Origin of the sequence: Facklamia lactis (assembly GCF_015863205.1) — a bacterium.
Lineage (GTDB): Bacteria > Bacillota > Bacilli > Lactobacillales > Aerococcaceae > Facklamia > Facklamia lactis.
In genome coordinates, this window is the sequence record NZ_JACBXQ010000005.1 from 1 (window position 1) to 21,936 (window position 21,936).

Genomic DNA, 21,936 nt, shown 5'->3' on the forward strand with positions numbered 1-21,936 from the left:
AATTATTTCATACAGATAGAGGTAAAGAATTCGACAACAAATTGATAGATGAAGTATTAAAAACATTTAACATCAAACGTTCATTAAGCACAAAAGGCTGTCCTTATGATAACGCTGTTGCAGAAGCAACGATGAAAGCAATCAAAACTGAATTTGTAAAACAAATAAAATTTGAAAACTTGAACCAGCTAGAAACTGAGTTATTTGATTATGTGAATGGGTACAACAATTTTAGACCACATTCTTCATTACATTATTTAACGCCTGTGGCGTTTAAAAATTTACACATGAAAAGTGTCTAAGAAACTGTTGACATTCCATTGTTTTCTCTTTATTCAGGAGGCTTATGAGAACTCTAAACTTAAATTTTCAAAACTAATCTAAAAGCATAATCTCTAATTTAATTCGATCTAGATAAGAGAGCTTAAAACGATTAATCCCCTTCTCTTCTACATCCTTGATCAAAATCAGACCTTTTTCATCTGTTCTTTTTTCTAACATATCACTTTTCTTAATGAAGGCATTAGACTTATTCCGTGAGAGAAAATAAATGATCTATCCAAACAAAAAAGAAGAGCTTTCAATCTTCTTTCTTATTTACACTAAATTCATTTAAACATCCAATATCGTATATTCATAGCCGATCGCTTCAAGATATTTGAAGAGGTCTTGAGTGGCTAAGAAGAGGGTTTTCTCGTTGGTATTGGGGTGGAAGCTCATTCGTTCTTCATCGACAATGGCTTGATCGAAGTAGACTTTAATGTCCTTATCCTTGTTGTTAAGCAAACCAAAGGGTGAAACGACCCCAGGAGGTAAGCCCATCTTCTCCATCAAACTTTCTGAGGAAGCCATGCGCACCTTGTTGGCTTGGATCTTCTCCTTGAACTCATCCATATCCAGCATCTTAGCGTCATCCATAATCAGGAGGTAGTATTCCGTCTTCTTGCGGTTCGTTAGAAACATGGTCTTTGTTCGAACCCCTTCAATTCCTTCAATAAAGGAATCTGCTTGTTCAGTTGTCAAAGCCGGTTCGTGCTCCACAATTTCAAAGGGAATGCCCAATTCATTCAACTTATCTTCAACAATTTGATAGCCGTCCATTCAATCAGTCCTTTCTCAATTTATCTCTATTATATCACCTTTTGTAACCCCTTTCAGTTCAATCCTGTTTCTCTACAGGGCAGGTGCCCTTTTCTCATTGGTTATCTTGATAAATATTGTGTAACTCCATATAGATCCTTGTAATTCAACCCTTTTCAAGTCTAGCCAACCTTTTTCAACTCTCATCCGAATCCTAAAGGACCTTTCATATAGAGTTCATGAAATTTTTTAATAAATTAACGGTTTCAATTCACTATAAAGTGTTATCAAAAGCCTAAAAACTTTTGTGAATCGGAGTAAATTGTGAATTACATATTTACAAATCATCTACTTTTTCATATACTTTTATTGCAGCTTGAGAAAGCGCTATTATATTGTATAGAAAGGGAATGTGTTATGTCTAAAGTAACATCTTCTACGAATTGGCCGCTCCTGAGATTGATCCAGAGACACCATCTCACCTACACCGAGTTGGCTCATTTACTTCAAGTGTCTCCTGCTTCCGTTCACAATCTTTTGTACGGATCCCATGCCCCCTCATTCTCGCTGATGTATAAGTTTCTCGTCACCTTTCAGCTAAGTGACCATGAAATGATGGAGATCTTCTTCATTAATGAGAATGACCAGGAGTATCTTCCTCATATTGGCAAGTCACTGCAGGCCTTCGATCAACAACCACCCTATGGAACTGAGAAGACCTACCTATTGACATAGGCGCTTACCCTCTGGTTCCTACATTCACTCACCCTTATATATTTTTTATATTAAATAATTAATTTTTTTACTCGTTGAATACAGAATGGAAGGTGATGGTGCGTCCTACCCTTGCGGTCAGGCTCCATCACACCGCCGTTTCTGTAATAGAAAGGAGATTATTTGTCATGGGCATTAAACGACTGATTGATGTTGATTTCTGGGAAGATCCCAAAATCATCGACCACTTCTCAATTGAAGACCGTTATTTCTATCTCTACTTAATGACCAACCCCAATACCACCCAACTGGGTATCTACCAACTTCCGATTAAGACCATCTCTGATAAAACAGGCTTTACCCGTGAGGTCGTTTTGACACTCTTAGAGCGCTTTGAGAAGGTGCTCTGTGTCATCAAGTATAATTATGAGACCCAGGAAATTGCCTTAATTGAATCCCTTCGTCACTCCATCATCAAGGGAGGGGTTGCCGTGGCCAAGCTCTTGGAGAAAGAACTCAGCCAGGTGAAGGACCTCCACTTAATTGAAGTCACCCTCGAATATAATCGGCGCTACTTCGATATTTCAAGTCGGTCTTTTGATCGTAAGATTCGCGACCTCCTCGCAAAAGAAATTGAGATTCGTCAAAACTATTTAGAAAGACCTCAATCTTCTGAAGCTCTATTCGATAATGAGAATGATAAGCATAAAAATAATGACAAAGATAAAGATAAACCATTGAAAGAAAGAGAAGCAAGCAATCAGCAGGCGATTCAAGCCCTCGAGGAAGATCCCCTTGCCTTCCACGATCAGGTCGTCAATAATCCTGACATTGAACTCGATGAGGAAGTCTTACTGTCTTTCCGACTCTTCTGCAATGTGAAGCAGCTGTCCTTCAACCAAACCCAGCTAGCTGCCTATGCGAATTGGCTACATAAACTGCCCTTTGAGATGGTAAGAGAGGCCCTTCTTCGCTCTCTCGATAAGCAAGATATCTTTACTTATTCTATGAAGATCCTCTGGAACTGGCAGCGTTTAGGTTTAACCAGTCTCTTCCATGTTCGCGAATACGAGGAGGCAGACCATGATCCTGACTTCCTTTAATCGCCTAGTCGTGCTCGTTTATTTTGCTCATCAGATTGACCAAGGGAGGTATTAAGATGCTCGATGATCACTATGCCCGTTTAATCCTGCAAGAATTCCAAGCCTTGATCTATCGCCTTTTGCGTCAGTATTCTGTTTCACCCTATCATTCTGATTATCCCGACCTGGTGCAAGAACTGAGGATTAAGCTGTGTCAGATTGCCCAAGACTTTGACGGACAACCGCTGCAAAATGCAGATGACCGCTATCGCTTTATCGCTTTTGCTTCCAAGGGATTAACGTGGAAATTATTGAATCTGTTCAAGCAAGCAGTGCCTGAGACCCCTTGTTCTAGCCTTGATCTCGATGCGTTTAGCTCTGAGCTTCCGGCTCAGAATCTCGGCCAAGCCTCCCTCCTTCTGGGACATTATACAGCCCAAGCCCGGGAACTACTCAATCAACGCGAATTCATTCTCTATCTGGCCCTCATTCAAGGGGAACTTTCACCCCAAGAGATGATGGACTTGCTCGAGATTAAGCGGTCGGCTTTTTACGAGATGAAGCAACGGATTGCCCATAAGCTGGCTCCTATTTATCAAGAAATTAAAGATCCACCGGACTAAAGTGATCCTCAACTTGTTTATAGGGTGTAGCTACATTAAATCAATAAGGAGGTTTTCCCATGGAAAACAGAACTTTCAAGAATGGTCGCTTAACGTTGAAATCTTTCAATGCTGAGACCGAAAAGACCCAATCCCTTAGCCTGACTGGTTTAAAGGAAGAGGCATCAACTGACCAAGTCCAAGCCATCCGTCAAGCCCTTGATCCGCTGATGACCTATCCGAGTCAAGCGGTTGAGGCGAGTCTCACTTATGTTTACCACTAATCATCCTGAAAGGAGCCCACTCGTATGAATCCTCAAACAGTCTTAGAATTACAATTCCGTGATGGGGCTGGTAAAGCCCGCAAAATCACAGTTAAGAACCCAGCCGAAGGTTTAACAGCCCCTACTACTTATGAAGCAACCCAAGCTATTATTGGCTCTGACCTCTTCTTCAGTGAAGAAGGTACCGACCTCTATGCGGAAGCCTTAGGGGCTCGCTATGTAACACGTAGCGAACAAGAAATCTTCAATGCTGAAACTTATCAACCTGCCTAATCCTTGTGACGCCTTAAGCGTCTACGCTAAGCCTCACGCTATTAAGTGAGGCTTTTTATCTTGAGAGGAGACCTTGTATGACCCTCATCGAAATCGGAGGATATGCGGGTGCCTTGATGGCTGTCTTCAGTCTCATCCAGAAGATGATCAGCCTCTTATCTGCTAGCCAGAAAATCCTCCACCAAATTGAAACCCTACAAATAGACCTAAGCCAAACTCAAGCTGACACTGCTGCACTTAGCGACCAACTCCGACAGCAAGCCTACCGAATCGATACCATTGAAGGCTACCTGTCTCCAGTCAATGGTCAACTCACTGATATTTCAAACACCTTAAAGGAGATGAGCCAACATGTACTTAAGTAATCAAAGTTATGATCGGGGCAAGTGGCTAGTCCTGATCTTCCTCCCTGCCCTTGCGGTGCTAATCAAAGGGCTCGGTGAACTCTACCTCTGGCAACCGGTCGACCTCGTAGTGACCAGTCTGAACCTCATTACCGCCTTCTTAGGCACCATCCTTCAGATTTCCAGTCACCACTATCACCAGGATGACTTCCCTCCCGGATTGGGGATGACGGACTGATGCAGACTAAACTTCGTCAGGCGGCCCCCCTTTTTCACCGCTATGCGTCGCCACTCTCGGTCGCAGTCCGGATGGCCCAATTCATCTTGGAATCCAAGGCGGGAAAATCAGACCTCTTCCGCAAATCTTATAATGGCTTCGGGATCAAGGCCTCACCTCCTTGGCAAGGACCGACAGTCCTTCATGAATCTTGGGAAGCCGATGGCCGGAAGCATCCAGCCTTTTTCCGCAAATATCCGAGCTTAGAAGCCTCGATTCAAGACCATGCCAGCTTCTTCACTTCGACTCCCTACCGCGCCCAAATCGCTTACCGACCAGCGATTGAGGCCAAGACTTATCAAGCAGAAGCTCAAGCTCTTTCCGGTGTCTATGCTGGTGATCCCCACTATGGGGACAAGTTGATTGATCTGATTGAGACCTATCAACTGACCCAATACAATCAGAGAACGACGCCTCAATGGCAACCCGTTCTGATAGATCGACGCGATCAAGCCCTAGGGGGTCCGCCGACTCTCCGACATTACCACCATTGTCTGGCACTACACAGCCGTTTCGCGCCGACTTCGCCGTAAGATTTGGGACCACGAACGATATTGGCACAATGATCGCGGTTGGGATCGAGGCGGCTACCACTATTATATTGATAGTGACGGCACTCTCTATCAGAACTATGACCTCGAACGCATCACTTGGGGCGTTGCAGACCACAATCAGGATACGGTTCATATTTCAGTGGAAGCGGATAGCAAGGCAGACTACTCCGCCGAACAAATTCGCACTCGCGACTGGATTACCCGCCAACTGATGGCACAATTAACTCTCCCCGCTCACCAAGTCAAAGGCCACTGGGAAGTCAACCCCAACACCCAATGTCCTGGTTATTCTCAAGCAGAAATGGATCACTTCCGCCAATTATTAACCCAACCGGTTAGAACTGACCCCCTTGTAGAAGATCATGACTTAGTCTTAGATGGCAAGAAATATCAGGTCCATCCTGTCTAAAACAAAAACACTCTCACAAGCCAAAACTGGTGAGAGTGTTTTTTACTAGTTAAAAATTACATATAAACCATCAATGAACGAATCATAGAGAGTGTCACCGGTGCTCCAGGACCCAATGGTAGGTTCAAGCTGTACCAAATCAGTAAGAGAATGGTCCAACAAACCAAGAAGGCCATTGAGTAAGGCAACATGGTTGAAATCAAGGTACCAATTCCACTCTTCTTATCATAGCGTTGCATAAAGACAAGAATCATGGCAAAGTAATTCATCAATGGTGAAATAATATTGGTCGATGAATCTGCTACCCGATAAGCCATTTGCGTCATTTCAGGTGATAGGTTAATGGCAATAAACATTGGCACAAAGATTGGAGCCAAAATCGCCCATTTAGCCGAAGCCGACCCAATAAAGAGATTGATAAAGGCTGAGAAGAGGATAAAGGCAATAATCAAGGGAATACCCGAAATGTTTCGAGCTTTCAGAAACTCTGCCCCTGTACTCGCTAAGATAATTCCTAGATTGGTATGAGAGAAGTAAGCAATCAATTGCGAGGCAAAGAAGGCCATCACAATAAAGCCACTCATTGATCGCATTCCCTCCGTCATCGCTTCTACAATATCAAAACTACTATTGATTTTACCGGTGGTCTTACCATAGACCACACCTGGTACTGAGAATAGCAAGAAGACTAAGAATAAAATCCCTGTATTCATAAAGGGTTGCAGGGTCTTCTCACCTGTCTCGGGATCAATCTCGTGAAGCGGTCCAAACCATGGGTTCACCAAGATAAAGGTTACGATTAGGGAGATTAACAGTGTCCAACCTGCTCGACTTAATCCCTTCTCTTCCTGAACTGTTAATTCTTCTGCCTCATGTTCTTCAAAGTCGCCATGGTAGTCACCTAAATGTGGCTCCACTACTTTCTCCGTAATCAACGTTCCGACAATTGTTAGAAAAATCGTTGAAACAATTAAGAAATACCAGTTACTAGTAATCGCTACTTCATAGGGATTGCCGGCTGCTTGGAGAGCTGCATTAGTAATCCCACTTAAGAGCGCATCCGTTGGACCAAATAAAAGATTCGCCGAGAAACCACCCGATACACCGGCAAAAGCCGCTGCTAGACCCGCAATCGGATGACGGCGTGCTCCTGCAAACATAATCGCTCCTAGTGGCACTACCACCACATACCCTGCATCAGATGCAATATTAGAAATAATACCAGCAAACACAATCACCATCGTTAGCAAGGAATGAGGAACCTTCGAAATTAATTTTCTTAAGGCTGATCCAATCATACCAGACCATTCTGCCACTCCAACCCCTAACATCGTCACTAAGACCGTCCCCATTGGGGCAAATCCCGTGAAATTCGAAGTAGCCGAATTAAAGATGTACCTTAACCCTTCTGGGTTCATGAGTGAAACTGCTTGAATAGAAGTCTGCTCATTCGCCTTCGCATCAAAGAAATCAACCGTTACGCCCGCCCGATAAACAATTTCCGATACAATAATCGTAATCAAAGACAGGAAAATGAACACAAAAACCGGATGCGGTAGCTTATTCCCTACTTTCTCCACCCAATCCAAAAATCGCTGCACAACACTTCGCTTTTTTTGTGGTGCTTCCATTACATACCTCCTTAGATTAATTTTGTTTTTTGGCAGCGCTAACAAACCACCACCAAAAAAATCCGTATATGTTTAGTATAGCAAAGTGTTCCCCGCAATAAAACATAAAATTTCCTTCCAACACAAGCCATTTCTGGATTCAATTTAAAACAAAAGTCTGTTTTGAATCTGATTTTTAAAATATCCCCTATCTAAAGACAAGGGGATTAGCACCTATCCTTTCTTATAGTTAGAAATTTGTTCTTGCCAACGTTCAACGAATAAGCGATTTCGTAACTCTAATTCATAAGCTGAAACTCCAAACATCATTCCGCCACCTCCTTAAAAAATATTTTATTCGGCAGTTATTTTTAGGTTAACCTAAAAATATTAGGTAACCCTAATTTACCCCTTTCATCTTCTCTTGTCAAGAGTCCCCTAGAAAAGCACCTCCCTTATTTCCGGTCCTCTCCAACAAAAAAGCTCCCACCTGTGAAATCACGGGTCGGAACTTTCAATGTTTGAGCTTATTGCTTGGAATTCTCTATCATCCAAAGCTATTGTTCAGTCGGTTCAGAAATAGATCCGGTCATTTTAACGGCTTGGAGGGGATCAAAGTGGGTTACTTCATACACGACATTTTCCTCTTGCCAAATAATCGTGTTCTCATCAGAAGCTCCCCCACTCGTATTCTTCAAAGTCATTTGACCTGCAACAGAAGGAGCTGGTAAACGAACTGCTTCTAAATGTTCAACGATCGCTTGTGCCAAAGGCAGAGGATCTTCATTCTCGATATTATTCGATTTTACAACAATCCCCCAATTTCCTTCTTGCCAATTGAGATAAGTAGAACCGGCTGCCCCTTGGTAATATCCGGTGATACCATACCCCAAGTCAACCTCTTCGCCCTGCAGATCAATCATTTGATTCACCGCATGAATCGCTTCATCCTCTGAACCATAGGTCGTTCTGGAATAGGAAGCGATTGGCGTCCGTTCATTGAGTGCCTGATCATTCACGGAAAAGGCTTCATCTTCTGCATAAAAGAGAACATTAAAATTCTCTTGGTCACTAGGTGTCGTTGTCGTTGCAGCTAAGTAAGGGGGCAAATCATTCATCAAAAGATAAGTTGGAAAATCTTCATCGGGAAAGAGGGTTTTCAACTCTTCCAAGACCGTCTCAGCATGAGCATCAGGAGCCGTTTCTTGCGCAAAAACCGATACTTGACCATCCAACACATTCGAATTAACCGTCACTGTTGTCAACATCGATAAGGCTAAAGGTAGAGTCATCCATTTAGAATATTTCATCATAAAACCTCCTTTCGTTAAGGGTAATACTCTCTCTACCAACAGTCAAATGATATAAAAATTTTAATAATTAAATTTTTACGCAAATACCAGACCCTCAACTCTTATCCAAGTCTGTCTATGCAAAAAACCGACTCCAAGATTGGAATGCCCCTCCAACCATTGAAATCGGCCGTTAATTGGTTATTCAAACTTTATCTTATCCCACTAAAAATTATTTATAAGATTGAAAAACCTAGACTTTGACTATCCTTCAAGAACATTTGAACCGTCTCTAAAGAATACTCATTAAGGTCCTTATCCTTTAAAGAGAGTTTATTAATAATCGCAGGTGTACAGGTGATAATATCGACTCCTAAACGGTCTGCTTGATACACATTGTAAACTTCACGCGGACTCGCCCATAACAATTCAACGGCTTGTTTATATCGACATATCTCTAGGGCTTCCTTCATTAGAGGTTCCGGATCGACTCCTGTATCCGCCACTCTTCCCGCAAAAACCGACACAATCGTCGGAACGCCATCTTTCACAGCAGCAACCGTCTCTTTTACCTGATCAAGTGTAAAGATTGCCGTCACATTCAACTTGATCCCTTGTTCTGATAAGCGTCTAATCAATGGAATAGTGGTTTCTCCTAAAGAATTGGTAATCGGAATTTTCACATAAACATTCTCCCCTAAGCCCGCAATCTTGATCGCTTCTTTCTCCATCGTTTCAAGATCATCGGCAAAGACTTCAAAGGAAACTGGATACTCTGTAATCGAAGCCAAAACTTCTTCTGCGAACGCAATATAACTGGTAATTCCAGCTTTTTTCATAAGGCTTGGATTCGTGGTAAAGCCAGTAACCACACCTGATTTAAGAGCATCAAGCATCTCTTCAACCACAGCCCCATCGGCATAAATTTTAATCGATAAATCTTTCATAATCATTCTCCTATTCGTGGTTATTAATGGCTTCATTCGATTGATGAGCAAAAGATGGGAAGATTAAAATCACGGCTAAAATACCCACTATCAAATAAACCCCCAATGACCCTGCCATTGAACCTAAACGTCCTAATAAAATCCCTAAGACACCAAAGTCCACATCACCAAAAGTCGTATTCGAGAAACCGAGATTTCCTAAGACTGGTAATAATAAAGCCGGTAAGAAGGCTAACAATAACCCATTCACGAAGGACCCCACAATCGCTCCGCGACGACCACCGGTGGCATTTCCATAGATTCCAGCTGTCGCACCACAGAAGAAATGTGGAACCATACCTGGAATAATCAGAACACCTCCGACTGCACCTAGAATAAACATTCCAATCAAACCGCCTAAGAAACTAAAGGCGAATCCTAAGATCACTGCTGTTGGAGCATAAGGGAAGAATACTGCACAATCGACTGCCGGTACAGCATTCGGAATTAACTTCGAACTAATTCCTTCAAAAGCCGGAATGAGGTCAGCCAGGATCATTCGCACCCCTGCATACACAATGGCTACCCCGACAGCAAATTTCAAGCCTGATAAAATGGCGAAAATAATAGGGTTTTGACCCTCAGATAAGGTCTCAACAAAACTGGTTCCCGCTGCGATCGCCGCAATGAGATAGAAGACCACCATAATCAAAGCCGTTGAGATCGTTGTATTTCTTAAGAAATTCCACTTCTCAGAGACTTGGATGTCTTCCGTACTTTGACTACCTTTTCCTACAAGCGAGCCAATCCAACCGGATAAATAATAACCCAATGAACCAAAGTGACCCATCGCAATTTCATCTCCATCGGTTGCTTTTAAGGTGTATTGTTGACCAATCGCTGGGGAAATAGCTGACCAAGCTCCTAAGATAAAGCCTCCCACTACAATTAAGACAAGTCCTTTAAAGTCTAATGAACCCAGAACGGCCGATAACAAACAAGCCATAAAGAAACTATGGTGTCCGGTTAAGAAGATGTATTTAAAGCGTGTCAGCCGAGCAATTAATAAATTAAAGAGCAAGCCCACCACTAGAATCGACATCGTTTCAACACCTAAGACTTCTTGAGCTACAGAGGTTACCGCTTCATTATTCGGAACCACCCCTGTAATATGGAAACCCGTCTCGATCATTTGGGACAAAGGCTCCAAATTAGCCACAATGACCCCTGCACCTGCGGACAACATTAAATAACCTAGAATTGGCCCTAACGTTCCGGTCATCACCTTATGAGCCGGAGATTTCAACGCCAGCAAGCCTAAACAGGCAATCAAGCCCATTAAGAAAGCCGGTTCACTTAATATATCTTTTAGAAAATCTAACACAACCATTCTTTCTTCCTCCTCTATTATTTCTGCATTTCTTCCAAAATTGGCAACAATTCGGCTTCAATTTTCTTGCGATTAGTATAACTTGGTACGATGCAAACTTTTGCCTCTTGTGGAAAAATATCTTTAAATTCTTTAACTGTAACAAATAAATCCGCATCTTTGCCCACGGCTGCATTCGAATCACAAGACTCTGCTTGCACCTCAATCCCATGATCTTTGGCGATGGCTTCTACTTTCATCTTCAATAACAAACTTGATCCAATTCCATTTCCACATACCGTCACTATTTTTAACATTTTATTCCCCATCCTTTAAACATTCATTGATTATTTGATACATTTCGTCACAAGTCTCCGCTTTAATCAAGCGATCAATGGTCTCTTCATTATCTAAGATCATCACCAATTGCTGTAAAGCCCTGAGGTGAGCGGATGAATCAATCGCTGCGAGCACGAAAATTAAGTGCACCTGACGATCTTCATCATATTCTTCATTCGCTCGATTAAAATCAACCGCTTCCTTTAACTGCAGCAGACTCATCCCTAGACGCTTCACCCCTTTATCCGGTGAAGCATGCGGAACCGCCACACGCGGGGCTAAGACAATATAGGCGCCTAATTGATGAATCGAATCAATCATAGCTTCAATATAAGACGCTTCGATAAAGCCTTTTTCCAGTAAAGGTTGAGCAGCCAATTCAATCCCTGACTGCCAATTGTCCACCCGATCTGCCATTTGAATTCGATCTAATTGTAATAAATCATTCAGTGAGATCCCCTCCCATCTAACATTATTTTCATTCTTCGTTAGCTGATAGGCTAACAATTCATTTCGTAAAAGCATTTCATCCTGAACCTGACAATGTTTAGCGATGATTTTCATCATTTCGTCAACGGCTGAGTCATCTTCCGATTTAATCTGAAATTCCCGATAGACTTTTTTCTTGAGGAGTGACTTCTCAACAGGGTTCATAAAGGGTTGAACGACAAATAGCGGTTTATCCGTTTCAAAATAAACAGTTGAGAAAATCAAATCATATTCCCTTGGAGGCAGTGTAGGCAGCAACTCAAGTTGGTGGAGACTCTTAAAATCAATTTCAGGCATGATATTTCTTAATTCAGAAGTTAAGATCAAAGAAGAACTCACGCCATTTGGACAAACCGCTAAGGCCACAATCTGTCGTTGATTTTCCCCCTCTTGACAAGCTGTAATATAACCGCCAAAGTGCATGGTAAAATAAGCAATCTCATCCTCCGAGATTTCCTTCTGCAAGGCTTCCGATAAAGGAGACAGACTCTTCTTTACCAAATAGAACAAGCTACTATATTCTGAAATAATCTGTTCTTTTAAAGGGTTTAAAAGCGTCATTTCAAAGGAAAGACGGTAATAGGCAGGTGCAAGATGGTTATATAAATTCATCTTGAACTGTTCATCATTCCGAAAGACAATCCCAGTATTGGCAGACACCAATTCAATAATCTGATTCATGATCGTCACAATCTGCTGGTCAGGATAAAGATAGAAATCTCCCTGGATGCACCCCAATAAACGGGAAGCAATAAAGTACTTTTCAGTTGCTAATTTCGGGTATCGACTCACAAAATGATCAACCAAATCTAAGACATTGGATCGGTTAATCATCTCAACTTCTTCTACACAACAATTCCATTTACTCAGCTTATTGATTTTTAATAAGAAGAGCATTAAATAGGAAGTAGCCTCGATCCGCTCCGCAATAAATGACAATTGATTCTGTTGCGTATAAGCGAGAAAAATTTCAATGATTTCATCAATTTCAAAGTCTACCTGACAGGCATAAAAGGTATATCGGATAATCCATTTTCCACTTTCAAACTTCAGAATTTCATTGACTGCTTTCTCTAATACTGCCCTTACCTTAAGCGACTCTCCTTCAAGATAGTAGCCAAGTTTTCTTGAGTAAGCGAGTTGCACCTTTTCTTTCGTTAAGAATTCCCTCACATTCTTAATATCAGAAAGAACCGTATTTTTACTGACTCTTAAGTAGCTTTGCAGATGAAAATTAGAAATATAATCCTCTTCCAAGAAAAGATAGAGAAGAATCATCCAAACTCTTTCTTCTTGAAAGTAATATTGACTCATCTCGGGTGACATGCGAACAAATAAATCCTTAATCGCAATTGGTGGTAAACTAATGCGATCCTCCTTAGTCGTCACTAAAGGGTAGTCGTAATAGCTTAGCACCTCATTAATCCGCTCGATATCCATAAGAATATTCTTACGAGAGGTTGTTAGGATCCGTTCTAGGTCTGCAATGGCATACCCATTGTATTGAGAGAAAATTGGAAGTTTTTTTATGATATCATTATTAAGCATTTCATTTCCTCCTATACTTACTATAGCGCAATCTTTAAACGGTCTAAATAGCCATTGAGCCCAATTTGTTCCGTTTACAAATTTTATTGTTGGGCTGATCTCGCAAAAAGGGTCTCTGTTTCTTATCAAGTCTCCATTTCAACCCCTCTCCCACTAAAAACACCCTTGCAAAGCACAAAAGCGTATCGATTGCTCGATACGCTTGTCATCCTCAATAGATTCTATTCATGGATTAGCCATTCCATTTTACTTTTGCGCTTGGTTCTTGGGACCTCTCCTGCAAAGCACTTGCCTGCATCTTAAGGGAAGAAGACTGAACACAATTTGCTCGTAGACGGTGTTGTTGATTCTGAATAGGCAATCCCGCTAAAGGACAATCCGTCACTGTACACGTGAAGCATGGCGCCTTTCCTTGCGACTTGCGCTTCCATTCTTTTCTGATTAAAGAGACGATCACAGCCAAAATGCCCACTAGCAATAAAATCGATTGCAAGTTCATTAAGCAGCCTCCTTACTTGGAGAAAGCATCGACCAATGGGTCCATTGGTAAACAAGGTTAGCAGGAGCTAGCAATAAGACAAGTAAGCTTCCTAAAAGAAGGAAAGCCCCAACCGTTGCCACTGTCAAGGGTAGACTTCCGCTAAAGAATCCCATCAGATGGTAGACGATAAAAGCGATGCTATAAGCATAAAACATTTGATACAGGACGGCCATCAAAGCCATACGATCATCGTTAAATTCCGTTCGCATCGCGCCAACCGCAGCAAAGCATGGCATACACAACATATTAAAAACTAAGAAAGAAATGGCAGAAGTTTGAGTAAATTGCTGGCCCATCCCAACTAATAAAGAAGCTGAACTCTCATCCACTTCGCCACCGAGGCCTTGAATCACCCCAAGAGTAGAGACCACATTCTCCTTCGCAATAAAACCTTGAATGGTTGCCGTCACTGACTGCCAATCACCAAAGCCTAAAGGCGCAAAAAGAGGAGAAAAGAGGCCACCCAGCATAGCCAACAAGCTCTGACTCGCCTCTTCAACAGGCGCTAGCTGATAGGAGAAGGAAGCCAGAAACCAAATCAGACAGGAAGAAATAAAGATCACTGAACCAGCTCGGGTCACAAAAGAGCGAACTTTCTTCCAGACCACCTTGAGTAAAGAGGTCCATTCTGGGAGATGATAGGCTGGCAATTCCATCACAAAGGGAATGGCTTCAGCTTTACCAAAGAGCACCTTCTTCAAGAGAATACTCGAGATCAAGACTGAGGCAATCCCTGCAAGATACATGCTGAACGCCACCCACTGCGATCCGTCAAAGATCGCATTCGCAATCAAGGCGATAACCGGGAGCTTGGCAGAACAAGGGATAAAGGACGTCGTCAAAATTGTTAATTGGCGATTCTGTTCATTCTCAATTGTTCTTGAAGCCTGAATACCAGGAACTGAACAGCCAGACCCTACTAAAAGAGGAATAAAACTTTTACCTGAGAGGCCAAATTTCTTAAACACTCGATCCATGACAAAGGCAATTCGAGCCATATAACCACAATCTTCTAAGACTGCCAAGCACAGAAAGAGCATGGCCATCTGAGGAATAAAACCTAGCACAGCCCCTACACCGGTAATGATGCCCTCCACCACCAGACTAATCAAGAGTGGATGAATGGCCAGGCCTTCCAGAAAGTGAGTCACCGTTTCGGGAACAATCTCACCAAACAAGACTTCATTCACCCAATCCGTTCCCAAAGTCCCCAATGTCGTGATCGATAAATAATATACCCCATACATCACCATTAGAAAAATTGGAATCCCCAACCAGCGATGGGTAACAATTTCATCAATTCGGTCGGTCAAGGTCTTTCCAGCTGAACGTTGACAATAAATCTGATCCATCGCCGTTTCGATCCAATCATAGCGTTCACTCGCGATGATCGACTCACCATCACTATCCAACCATGCTTCCGACTGGGCAATGATCGATTCAATGATTGGGCATTCTCCCTCCAGGCAATCTTTCCGGATCATCTTTTGATCACGTTCAAAGTATTTAATCGCCCAGAATTTGGGTAAGCTTTCTTTATTAAGTTCTTGTTGAATCTTAGTCAATTGCTCTTCTACGACGGGCGAGAAGCTAATGGGCTGACCGATTGCTTTTGCCGTTTGAAGCCTTTCAATCAACGCATCCAAGCCTTTTCTTTTATTAGCGGAAATGGCCATCACCGGCACTTTGAATAGGGCTTGCATTTGCTTCAAATCCACTACGGTCTTCGCTTTTTCAACTAGATCCGCCATATTAAAGGCAATGACCATGGGTAATTCTAATTCCAATAATTGGCTCGTAAGGTATAAACTGCGCTCAAGATTGGTCCCATCGACCACATTCAAAATCAGTTCAGGTCTTTCATCTAAGAGAAAGTCTCGTGCTACCACTTCTTCCGTCGTATAAGGAGACAGAGAGTAAATACCTGGCAAATCAACAACCACCGTATCAGACGCTTTTCTTAAGCGGCCTTCCGTCTTCGTCACCGTTACCCCGGGCCAATTCCCTACCTTCTGATTCGAACCGGTTAAAGCATTAAATAAGGTCGTCTTACCACTATTAGGATTCCCTACTAAAGCAATTCTACGCATCATTTGTCCCTCCGATCGCCACGGTTTCAATAAAATCAGCCTCTTGCTTCCGCAAAGACAATTGATAGCCTCGTACTCTCACTTCCAAAGGGTCGCCTAAGGGGGCAATTTTTAAAACTCGAATCTTCGCATTCTTGGTAATCCCCATATCCATCAACCTTTTACGCAAAAGGGGTTCCCCCTTTACATTAGCAATCCTCACGGTTTCCCCAATTACAACTTGGCTTAAGGGCACAAGAGCAGATGCTTCAAAGGCCACTCTCTCTACCTGAATCGCTTGGGTATATTCCTTAGAGAGACCCAAACGACTTCCTTTCACCCCTACAATCATTTCCTCTTGATAGGTAGCAACTACCTCCACAGTCGCCCCTACCACTAAACCCAAACGATTCAAATGTTTACGGCCTTCTTCTGAAGTCGAAATCCCTTGAATTCTTCCTCGATCGCCCTTACGCAAGTAGTTCAAAGAAACTTCTTTCACGATGCAACCTCCCCTACTATTTGTTTATTATTTAACAAACTTTACGCAGAATCGACACCTCTTCAAGATTCGCTCGGCTCGCTTCCGCACTCTTAATTGAAATATTCTTTGCTAGTTCAACATACCAATTAGACATAAACAAACAAAAATTTAATCGTCCAATTTTTAAGCAAAAGTTTGTATGCAACCATCAATCACGTAAAGTTATTGTATCAATCCCTATTCCTTGATACAATGTTAACTACTAAACAAGTCTAATTGTGAGAGTGTCTATTCGAACCATTCTGAAAGGAGCCCACCATGATTCCGATTAAGCCCACCCACACCAGCTTAAATTGTGAGGATTGTCACTTATGCCAAAAATTTAATCCCATTGGCAAAACTTTCCTCATTGACCAAGAAGACTACCAAGGAAACCTTTGGCATTATGAGACTGACTCCTTCTCCCTCACCATTCATGATCTCTTCATCAAAGAGAATATTGTCTTTAATTCCATGACAGCTGATGTTGATTCAACCAGTATTGAATCAACTTACCTCTCATCTGCCAAGGGAGAATGGCTACAGCCCTACCAATCCATCGAGAGCAATTCGCTGTATATTCATCCCGCAAGTCGTCCTCTTCCTTCTTTTGTCTTACACCGGCAGGCGCTTTGGCTCAGTTTGAATATTCTCTTCAAAGAGCCTCTCATTGCACAATATTGGGACCGCCCCTTAGAAGCTTTCGATCCGTCCCAACCCATTGTCAAAACCAACCCAGCCCTCGCTCAAAAAATTGGCTCGATCGCCCAAGAGATGATTCATTGCAGTATGTGCCCCACTGCCAGTCACCTATTCTTTGAAGCGAAAAGTAAGGAATGGCTCAGCATCACCCTCCAAGCGCTCATGCAAGAACAAGAAGAAAAACCGCTTAAACACAACGATCGCGAAGCCATTGAGAAGGTCGCCGCCTACATCAACAACCATTACGCCAGTGAAATTCCCCAAAAACTCTTAGAAGACATTGCCTTGATGAGTGGTACCAAATTAAAAACAACATTCAAGAAGCACTTTCACATGTCTATTACCGAATACACCCAACGCAAGCGCATCAATATTGCCGAAAACTTGCTGCTAACTACCGATATGGAAATCAAAGATATCGCAAAATCTGTTGGCTATCAATCGGCCAGCCGGTTGACTACCCTCTTCAAACGCTACAAGGGAATTCATTCAAAAGACGTGCGCAAGATTGCCCAAACCAATGAAGCGCCTGTCCACCAATGTCCTAAAGCTAGCCAACAAATTCAATAAAAAGACACCCTCAGCCGTCTCCAGGTTCAGATTGAACTGACCTTGGCAGACAGGCAAAGGGTGTCTCTCTTCTTACTGTCTATTCTTCTATAATACTTTATCCAAGAACTCTTTGGTTCGGGCTTCAGCTGGGTGGTCAAAGACTTGGTCAGGACTCGCGTCCTCGATCACATAACCTTCTTCCATAAAGATTACCCGATCAGAAACTTCCCGAGCAAAGCCCATTTCATGTGTCACGACCACCATGGTCATTCCATCGTTAGCTAGGTCTTGCATAACAGCCAAGACATCTCCAACCATCTCAGGGTCCAAGGCGGAAGTCGGTTCATCAAACAGCATAACATTTGGCTTCATGGCGAGGGCTCTCGCAATCGCCACCCGCTGCTTCTGGCCCCCTGATAGAGAAGCCGGATAAACATCCGCTTTTTCCGACATGCCAACGATTTCTAGGAGACGCTCAGCCTCTTGATCAGCTTCTTCCTGAGTCATCTTATTCAACTCTACGGGTGCCATGGTAATATTCTGACGAATCGTTAAATGCGGAAAGAGGTTAAAATGTTGGAAAACCATTCCGATATGTTCCCGAGCTTTATTAATATCAATATCTGGTGAAGTGATATCCACCCCATCAATCACAACCGTTCCCCCATTAATCTTCTCTAGACGATTCAGACAACGCAGAAGGGTCGATTTCCCCGATCCGGATGGACCGATAATACAGACCACTTCACCTTTATTCACTGACATATCAATTGATTTCAACACTTGGTGCTTACCAAAAGACTTCTTTAAACCTTTTACTTCAATAATTGACATTAGACTCTCAACTCCTTCTCAAGTCGGTTCGATAATTTACTTAGAATGGTAATAATCACCACATAAATTATCCCGACAATTAGCCACATGGAACCTGATTGATAGGTTCTCGCAATAATAATTCGACCTGTTTGAGTCAGTTCGACTAGACCAATCACGGAGAGAACCGAAGTATCTTTCAGCGTGATAATCAGCTGGTTAACAAACGAAGGGATCATGATTTTCAAGGCTTGGGGTAAGACAATTTTGCGGAGGGTCGTTTTACGAGTTAAACCTAAAGACCGACCGGCCTCCATCTGCCCCTTGGCAATCGATTGGATCCCTCCACGGACAATCTCTGCAATATAAGCCGCCGCATTTAAACCAAGGGTCAAGACCCCCGCCGTCATGTTAGAGAATTTCATACCGGTCATTTGCGGAATCCCAAAGTAAATGAAGAAAGCTAAGACTAAAAGTGGCAACCCCCGCATAATATCAATATAAAAACTGGAGATAGTTGATAGTAACTTATTACTGGACGAATTGAAGAGTCCTAGAATAATCCCCAAAATAAACGCAATCAGTAAAGATAAGATGGTCACGATAACGGTTTTGCCTAGCCCTTTCATCAAGGCAGGAAAATTAGCAACAAATTGACCAATGAATGATTTATCCATGGCCTCAACTTCATCACCTACATAACGATTAATAATCTCATCATACTGGCCTGACTCTTTCAACTTAGCCAAACCAGCGTTAAATTTCTCTAATAGTTCAGGATTCTGCCCTTTATTAACCGCAAAGCCTAAAGGCAATTGATCAATTTCTTCCCCAATTAACCTTAAATCAACAGCTCCGGTTTTTGCGGCATAGGCCATCACGGGATAGTCTTCAATGACAGCCTGACTATTCCCTGCAATCACGTCTTGATACATATTGACCGAATCTTCAAAGGTCGTAATCTTATAACCATATTCTTCCTGTAAACGGTTGGCAATATCAGCCCCTTGTGAACCAATTTTGGTCGCCACCATTTGACCTTCCAAATCCTCTAAAGACTCAAACGAAGAATCCTTCTTAACCGCAAACATCGATCCCACTTCAAAATAGGGATCAGAGAAATCAAAAGAGTTCTTCCGTTCATCGGTAATCCCCATGGCAGCGATCATTCCATCTGCCTGGTTACTCTCTAAAGCTTGTAAGCCAGAAGAGAAAGGCATTAATTTGTATTCAATCTCAAAGCCCTCTTCTTCCGCAATCGCTTCAAGAATTTCGATATCAATCCCCACCAATTCACCCTTATTATCGGTAAATTCAAAAGGGGCATAATCTGAAGACGTAATGATCGAATACGTCTCTTGGTCACCTGACTCCGTCGCCTTTACCTGGAGACCAGTCAAAGAACCCAAAATTGAAAATAAAAACAGCAACATTATTAAACTTTTCTTCAAAAACCTCTTGTAGGTTATTTTCATAAATTCACTCCTTGCTTATAAATTATAAATATAAATTAAATTTCAAGCAAAAAGTTTGCATTGTCACAGTCGAATCCGACGAGCGAAAACAGCTCTTATGACTGCAGCAATAGGTTTTTATGAAAATAAATTTATTTTTCAATCTTTTAAAATTTTAATTCTTAATTCTGGCATCCATTATATGGAAACGAGTCAGGTAAAATCGCTCAACACATTTGCGATGATCTCGCAAAGAAGAGGATGTGACATCCGTTATTTGTTTTTGAAAAAACGATCCATCCTCCGAACCTTTGCCTCGCAAGAGACCGCCCTACAAAAGAGTTGGCCAGTTCTTCAACTGGCCAACTCTTTTTTCGGTCTAGCTCTACTAGGCCTTGTCTAAGCAACAAGTTGCTAAAACAAGGCAAGCTACGTAGATCTTCTTTCGTCTTGCGAGTGTAAAAATTCGAAGAACGTTTTTCATAAACACCACGACTCTTTTCTCAGTATTCATTCGCAATGATTAAAATGATGAAAGAAATAATAAACTCCTATCACAGCCTCTTATCTAATGACTTCTTAACTAAGAATATCCAAACTTCTTCTAGAAAGTTGAATTTAACTATTATTCTAAAGATTGTAATCTTTGAGAAACAGGTGAAGCAGTCTGAGAAATCACTTCATTCAAGCTTAAAAGGTTTTTCTTACCTTTTTCTCCCATCCACTGCTTAGCCTGATGTTCTCCTTCATTAGCATACACTCTGACACCCTCTGCCCAAGTTGCACGTCCACATAGTACGCCATTAAATTCAGAACCCGCACTTTTAGCAAATAATAAAGTCTCCTGAAACATTTCAGGACTCACACCTGCGCTAAGAAAAATAAAGGGTAAATTTGTACATTTACTCTGTTCAATAAATAATTGAGCTGCTTCTTGTTGCGTATATACACTTTCCTGCCCATAGCCTTCAACATAATTCATATTAACGGGAATTTCTACCTTCAATACATCAATATTATAGCGATCATCAGAAAACTCCTTCATAGCATCAATGACTTTTTGTGGCTTAACCTTTGCAAATTCTTTTGACTTATTATCTGATATCTCCTGGTCAAAGGTTAAGATTTCCAAAAAGAAAGGTATGTTTTCGGCAATACATTCTGAACCAATTCGCTCAATTATAATTTTCTTTAATCGGTTAATTTCTATTTGGTCAGCATCATAATAGATTAAAAATTTACAAGCATCTGCTCCTGCCTCTTTTAATCTTTTAACAGACCACTCATCAAGCAAATCTGGCATTTTTCCTAAATCATTACTGTCATAACCCGTCTTTTCATATGCAAGCAGTAAACCACAGTTCGCATCTTTATTATCAGCTGCAGGAATACCATATTCAGGATCTAATAAAATGGAAGAGGCATAAGGAGTAAGCTTTTCTGAAACAATTGTTTTAAAATCAATCATATCACGATCAGACGGCTCTTTATATGATTTCATCATACGTTTTAAAGCCCCTCGCTGATCAATCGCTAGAGCCCCAATGATCCCTTGATCATTCAATAACTTTTCAACATGTTTCCACTTTTCTTTATTGATTTTTTTCATACTATGCTTCCTCTAATTTAGAATTTAAAAACTCTGCAATAGCATTTTCTGACTGACTCTCTTTTATATAGTTCACAACATCCTGATGCATCAATAAACGAGCCAATTTTGATAAAATTTTTAAATGAGTGGTTCCTGATTCTTCCGACGGTACCATTAAGGCAATAATCACCTCTACTGGCAATCCATCCATACTTGCCCAATCTAATCCTGAGTCTAATTTAACGATCATTAAACTAGCGGCATTAATTGTTTCATGCTTAGCATGCGGAATCGCAAAACCATCCATCATCCCAGTAGAACCTTCTTCTTCTCTTTGAATGAAAGAACTTAATAATGAATCCTGATCTTTTGCGATGTTATTTTTTACCGCTTGTATTGCGATAAAGTTTAATGCTTCATTTTGATTCAGAAATTTTTGGTTTAAATATACCAATTCTGGCTTAATGAAATTCATATGCACCTCTCCTTAACCATTCTA

At 41.7% G+C, this 21,936-nt stretch carries 24 protein-coding genes and 1 pseudogene; 10 read left to right on the forward strand and 15 right to left on the reverse strand.

Going from position 1 to position 21,936, the window contains the following annotated elements:
- A partial coding sequence (locus HZY91_RS08055) for an IS3 family transposase (protein ID WP_197115769.1) occupies window positions 1–302 on the forward strand: 302 nt, incomplete at its 5' end.
- Window positions 303–375: 73 nt separating this feature from the next.
- Here HZY91_RS08055 and HZY91_RS11085 read toward each other — a convergent pair.
- Entirely contained in the window at window positions 376–501 is a 126-nt protein-coding gene (locus tag HZY91_RS11085; RefSeq protein WP_268888823.1) for a hypothetical protein, read from the reverse strand.
- 111 nt (window positions 502–612) lie between these two features.
- Window positions 613–1,101: a prolyl-tRNA synthetase associated domain-containing protein gene (locus tag HZY91_RS08060; protein WP_197115770.1), complete on the reverse strand. Its 489-nt coding sequence runs from the start codon at window positions 1,099–1,101 to the stop codon at window positions 613–615.
- A gap of 881 nt (window positions 1,102–1,982) precedes the next feature.
- Between HZY91_RS08060 and HZY91_RS08065 the strand changes: the two genes are divergently transcribed.
- The 8 genes and pseudogenes from HZY91_RS08065 to HZY91_RS11000 all read left to right on the forward strand — a co-directional run.
- Entirely contained in the window at window positions 1,983–2,897 is a 915-nt protein-coding gene (locus tag HZY91_RS08065; protein WP_197115771.1) for a hypothetical protein, read from the forward strand.
- 56 nt (window positions 2,898–2,953) lie between these two features.
- A complete protein-coding gene (locus tag HZY91_RS08070) occupies window positions 2,954–3,499 on the forward strand; it encodes a sigma-70 RNA polymerase sigma factor region 4 domain-containing protein (protein WP_197115772.1) in 546 nt (181 codons plus the stop codon).
- A gap of 59 nt (window positions 3,500–3,558) precedes the next feature.
- Complete coding sequence (locus HZY91_RS08075) at window positions 3,559–3,762, forward strand: DUF1659 domain-containing protein (RefSeq protein WP_197115773.1); 204 nt, start codon at window positions 3,559–3,561, stop codon at window positions 3,760–3,762.
- A 24-nt stretch (window positions 3,763–3,786) separates the two neighbouring features.
- Entirely contained in the window at window positions 3,787–4,035 is a 249-nt protein-coding gene (locus HZY91_RS08080) for a DUF2922 domain-containing protein (RefSeq protein ID WP_197115774.1), read from the forward strand.
- 77 nt (window positions 4,036–4,112) lie between these two features.
- On the forward strand, window positions 4,113–4,400 hold the full coding sequence (locus tag HZY91_RS08085) for a hypothetical protein (RefSeq protein ID WP_197115775.1): 288 nt from the start codon (window positions 4,113–4,115) through the stop codon (window positions 4,398–4,400).
- The gene (locus HZY91_RS08090; RefSeq protein WP_197115776.1) at window positions 4,387–4,617 is read left to right on the forward strand and encodes a phage holin; all 231 of its coding nucleotides are present in this window, start codon (window positions 4,387–4,389) and stop codon (window positions 4,615–4,617) included. Before HZY91_RS08085 ends, HZY91_RS08090 begins: the two co-directional genes overlap by 14 nt.
- On the forward strand, window positions 4,617–5,189 hold the full coding sequence (locus HZY91_RS10995; protein WP_235991620.1) for a glycoside hydrolase family 73 protein: 573 nt from the start codon (window positions 4,617–4,619) through the stop codon (window positions 5,187–5,189). Before HZY91_RS08090 ends, HZY91_RS10995 begins: the two co-directional genes overlap by 1 nt.
- 1 nt (window position 5,190) lies before the next feature.
- Window positions 5,191–5,619, forward strand: a pseudogene (locus tag HZY91_RS11000) (peptidoglycan recognition protein family protein); the annotation flags it as partial.
- 56 nt (window positions 5,620–5,675) lie between these two features.
- Here HZY91_RS11000 and HZY91_RS08100 read toward each other — a convergent pair.
- From HZY91_RS08100 to HZY91_RS08140, 9 genes are all read right to left on the reverse strand, one after another.
- Window positions 5,676–7,250, reverse strand: coding sequence for an AbgT family transporter (locus HZY91_RS08100; protein ID WP_197115777.1), 1,575 nt, complete (start codon window positions 7,248–7,250; stop codon window positions 5,676–5,678).
- Window positions 7,251–7,786: 536 nt separating this feature from the next.
- The gene (locus tag HZY91_RS08105) at window positions 7,787–8,539 is read right to left on the reverse strand and encodes a hypothetical protein (RefSeq protein ID WP_197115778.1); all 753 of its coding nucleotides are present in this window, start codon (window positions 8,537–8,539) and stop codon (window positions 7,787–7,789) included.
- A gap of 218 nt (window positions 8,540–8,757) precedes the next feature.
- Window positions 8,758–9,474, reverse strand: coding sequence for a transaldolase (locus tag HZY91_RS08110; protein ID WP_197115779.1), 717 nt, complete (start codon window positions 9,472–9,474; stop codon window positions 8,758–8,760).
- A 4-nt stretch (window positions 9,475–9,478) separates the two neighbouring features.
- A complete protein-coding gene (gene ulaA, locus HZY91_RS08115; protein WP_197115780.1) occupies window positions 9,479–10,837 on the reverse strand; it encodes a PTS ascorbate transporter subunit IIC in 1,359 nt (452 codons plus the stop codon).
- 17 nt (window positions 10,838–10,854) lie between these two features.
- Window positions 10,855–11,133, reverse strand: a complete 279-nt coding sequence (locus HZY91_RS08120) for a PTS sugar transporter subunit IIB (RefSeq protein WP_197115781.1) — start codon at window positions 11,131–11,133, stop codon at window positions 10,855–10,857.
- Window position 11,134: 1 nt separating this feature from the next.
- On the reverse strand, window positions 11,135–13,192 hold the full coding sequence (locus tag HZY91_RS08125) for a BglG family transcription antiterminator (RefSeq protein ID WP_197115782.1): 2,058 nt from the start codon (window positions 13,190–13,192) through the stop codon (window positions 11,135–11,137).
- A 232-nt stretch (window positions 13,193–13,424) separates the two neighbouring features.
- Window positions 13,425–13,691, reverse strand: a complete 267-nt coding sequence (locus HZY91_RS08130) for a hypothetical protein (RefSeq protein WP_197115783.1) — start codon at window positions 13,689–13,691, stop codon at window positions 13,425–13,427.
- The gene (gene feoB / locus HZY91_RS08135; RefSeq protein ID WP_197115784.1) at window positions 13,691–15,826 is read right to left on the reverse strand and encodes a ferrous iron transport protein B; all 2,136 of its coding nucleotides are present in this window, start codon (window positions 15,824–15,826) and stop codon (window positions 13,691–13,693) included. The genes HZY91_RS08130 and feoB overlap by 1 nt, the downstream gene beginning before the upstream one ends.
- Window positions 15,816–16,304: a FeoA family protein gene (locus tag HZY91_RS08140; protein WP_197115785.1), complete on the reverse strand. Its 489-nt coding sequence runs from the start codon at window positions 16,302–16,304 to the stop codon at window positions 15,816–15,818. Before HZY91_RS08140 ends, feoB begins: the two co-directional genes overlap by 11 nt.
- 300 nt (window positions 16,305–16,604) lie before the next feature.
- On the opposite strand from HZY91_RS08140, the gene HZY91_RS08145 reads away from it, so the two are divergent.
- Window positions 16,605–17,597, forward strand: coding sequence for a helix-turn-helix transcriptional regulator (locus HZY91_RS08145; protein ID WP_197115786.1), 993 nt, complete (start codon window positions 16,605–16,607; stop codon window positions 17,595–17,597).
- An 87-nt stretch (window positions 17,598–17,684) separates the two neighbouring features.
- On the opposite strand, the gene HZY91_RS08150 is transcribed toward HZY91_RS08145, so the two are convergent.
- The 4 genes from HZY91_RS08150 to HZY91_RS08165 all read right to left on the reverse strand — a co-directional run bounded on the left by HZY91_RS08150 (window position 17,685) and on the right by HZY91_RS08165 (window position 21,912).
- Window positions 17,685–18,413: an amino acid ABC transporter ATP-binding protein gene (locus HZY91_RS08150; protein WP_218957783.1), complete on the reverse strand. Its 729-nt coding sequence runs from the start codon at window positions 18,411–18,413 to the stop codon at window positions 17,685–17,687.
- The gene (locus tag HZY91_RS08155; protein WP_197115787.1) at window positions 18,413–19,867 is read right to left on the reverse strand and encodes an ABC transporter substrate-binding protein/permease; all 1,455 of its coding nucleotides are present in this window, start codon (window positions 19,865–19,867) and stop codon (window positions 18,413–18,415) included. Before HZY91_RS08155 ends, HZY91_RS08150 begins: the two co-directional genes overlap by 1 nt.
- 604 nt (window positions 19,868–20,471) lie before the next feature.
- Complete coding sequence (lacD, locus tag HZY91_RS08160) at window positions 20,472–21,455, reverse strand: tagatose-bisphosphate aldolase (protein WP_197115788.1); 984 nt, start codon at window positions 21,453–21,455, stop codon at window positions 20,472–20,474.
- A gap of 1 nt (window position 21,456) precedes the next feature.
- Window positions 21,457–21,912, reverse strand: coding sequence for a PTS sugar transporter subunit IIA (locus HZY91_RS08165; RefSeq protein WP_197115789.1), 456 nt, complete (start codon window positions 21,910–21,912; stop codon window positions 21,457–21,459).
- Between the last annotated feature and the right edge of the window lie 24 nt (window positions 21,913–21,936).

Coding starts and splice junctions, on each gene's coding strand:
- HZY91_RS08120 (WP_197115781.1), bottom strand. CDS start 11,133: ATGTTAAAAATAGTGACGGTATGTGGAAATGGAATTGGATCAAGTTTG.
- HZY91_RS08105 (WP_197115778.1), bottom strand. CDS start 8,539: ATGAAATATTCTAAATGGATGACTCTACCTTTAGCCTTATCGATGTTG.
- HZY91_RS08060 (WP_197115770.1), bottom strand. CDS start 1,101: ATGGACGGCTATCAAATTGTTGAAGATAAGTTGAATGAATTGGGCATT.
- HZY91_RS08125 (WP_197115782.1), bottom strand. CDS start 13,192: ATGCTTAATAATGATATCATAAAAAAACTTCCAATTTTCTCTCAATAC.
- HZY91_RS08090 (WP_197115776.1), top strand. CDS start 4,387: ATGTACTTAAGTAATCAAAGTTATGATCGGGGCAAGTGGCTAGTCCTG.
- HZY91_RS08165 (WP_197115789.1), bottom strand. CDS start 21,912: ATGAATTTCATTAAGCCAGAATTGGTATATTTAAACCAAAAATTTCTG.
- HZY91_RS08065 (WP_197115771.1), top strand. CDS start 1,983: ATGGGCATTAAACGACTGATTGATGTTGATTTCTGGGAAGATCCCAAA.
- HZY91_RS08070 (WP_197115772.1), top strand. CDS start 2,954: ATGCTCGATGATCACTATGCCCGTTTAATCCTGCAAGAATTCCAAGCC.
- HZY91_RS08080 (WP_197115774.1), top strand. CDS start 3,787: ATGAATCCTCAAACAGTCTTAGAATTACAATTCCGTGATGGGGCTGGT.
- ulaA (WP_197115780.1), bottom strand. CDS start 10,837: ATGGTTGTGTTAGATTTTCTAAAAGATATATTAAGTGAACCGGCTTTC.
- HZY91_RS08075 (WP_197115773.1), top strand. CDS start 3,559: ATGGAAAACAGAACTTTCAAGAATGGTCGCTTAACGTTGAAATCTTTC.
- HZY91_RS08085 (WP_197115775.1), top strand. CDS start 4,113: ATGACCCTCATCGAAATCGGAGGATATGCGGGTGCCTTGATGGCTGTC.
- feoB (WP_197115784.1), bottom strand. CDS start 15,826: ATGATGCGTAGAATTGCTTTAGTAGGGAATCCTAATAGTGGTAAGACG.
- HZY91_RS08150 (WP_218957783.1), bottom strand. CDS start 18,413: ATGTCAATTATTGAAGTAAAAGGTTTAAAGAAGTCTTTTGGTAAGCAC.
- HZY91_RS10995 (WP_235991620.1), top strand. CDS start 4,617: ATGCAGACTAAACTTCGTCAGGCGGCCCCCCTTTTTCACCGCTATGCG.
- HZY91_RS08145 (WP_197115786.1), top strand. CDS start 16,605: ATGATTCCGATTAAGCCCACCCACACCAGCTTAAATTGTGAGGATTGT.
- HZY91_RS08130 (WP_197115783.1), bottom strand. CDS start 13,691: ATGAACTTGCAATCGATTTTATTGCTAGTGGGCATTTTGGCTGTGATC.
- HZY91_RS08155 (WP_197115787.1), bottom strand. CDS start 19,867: ATGAAAATAACCTACAAGAGGTTTTTGAAGAAAAGTTTAATAATGTTG.
- lacD (WP_197115788.1), bottom strand. CDS start 21,455: ATGAAAAAAATCAATAAAGAAAAGTGGAAACATGTTGAAAAGTTATTG.
- HZY91_RS08110 (WP_197115779.1), bottom strand. CDS start 9,474: ATGATTATGAAAGATTTATCGATTAAAATTTATGCCGATGGGGCTGTG.
- HZY91_RS08100 (WP_197115777.1), bottom strand. CDS start 7,250: ATGGAAGCACCACAAAAAAAGCGAAGTGTTGTGCAGCGATTTTTGGAT.
- HZY91_RS11085 (WP_268888823.1), bottom strand. CDS start 501: ATGTTAGAAAAAAGAACAGATGAAAAAGGTCTGATTTTGATCAAGGAT.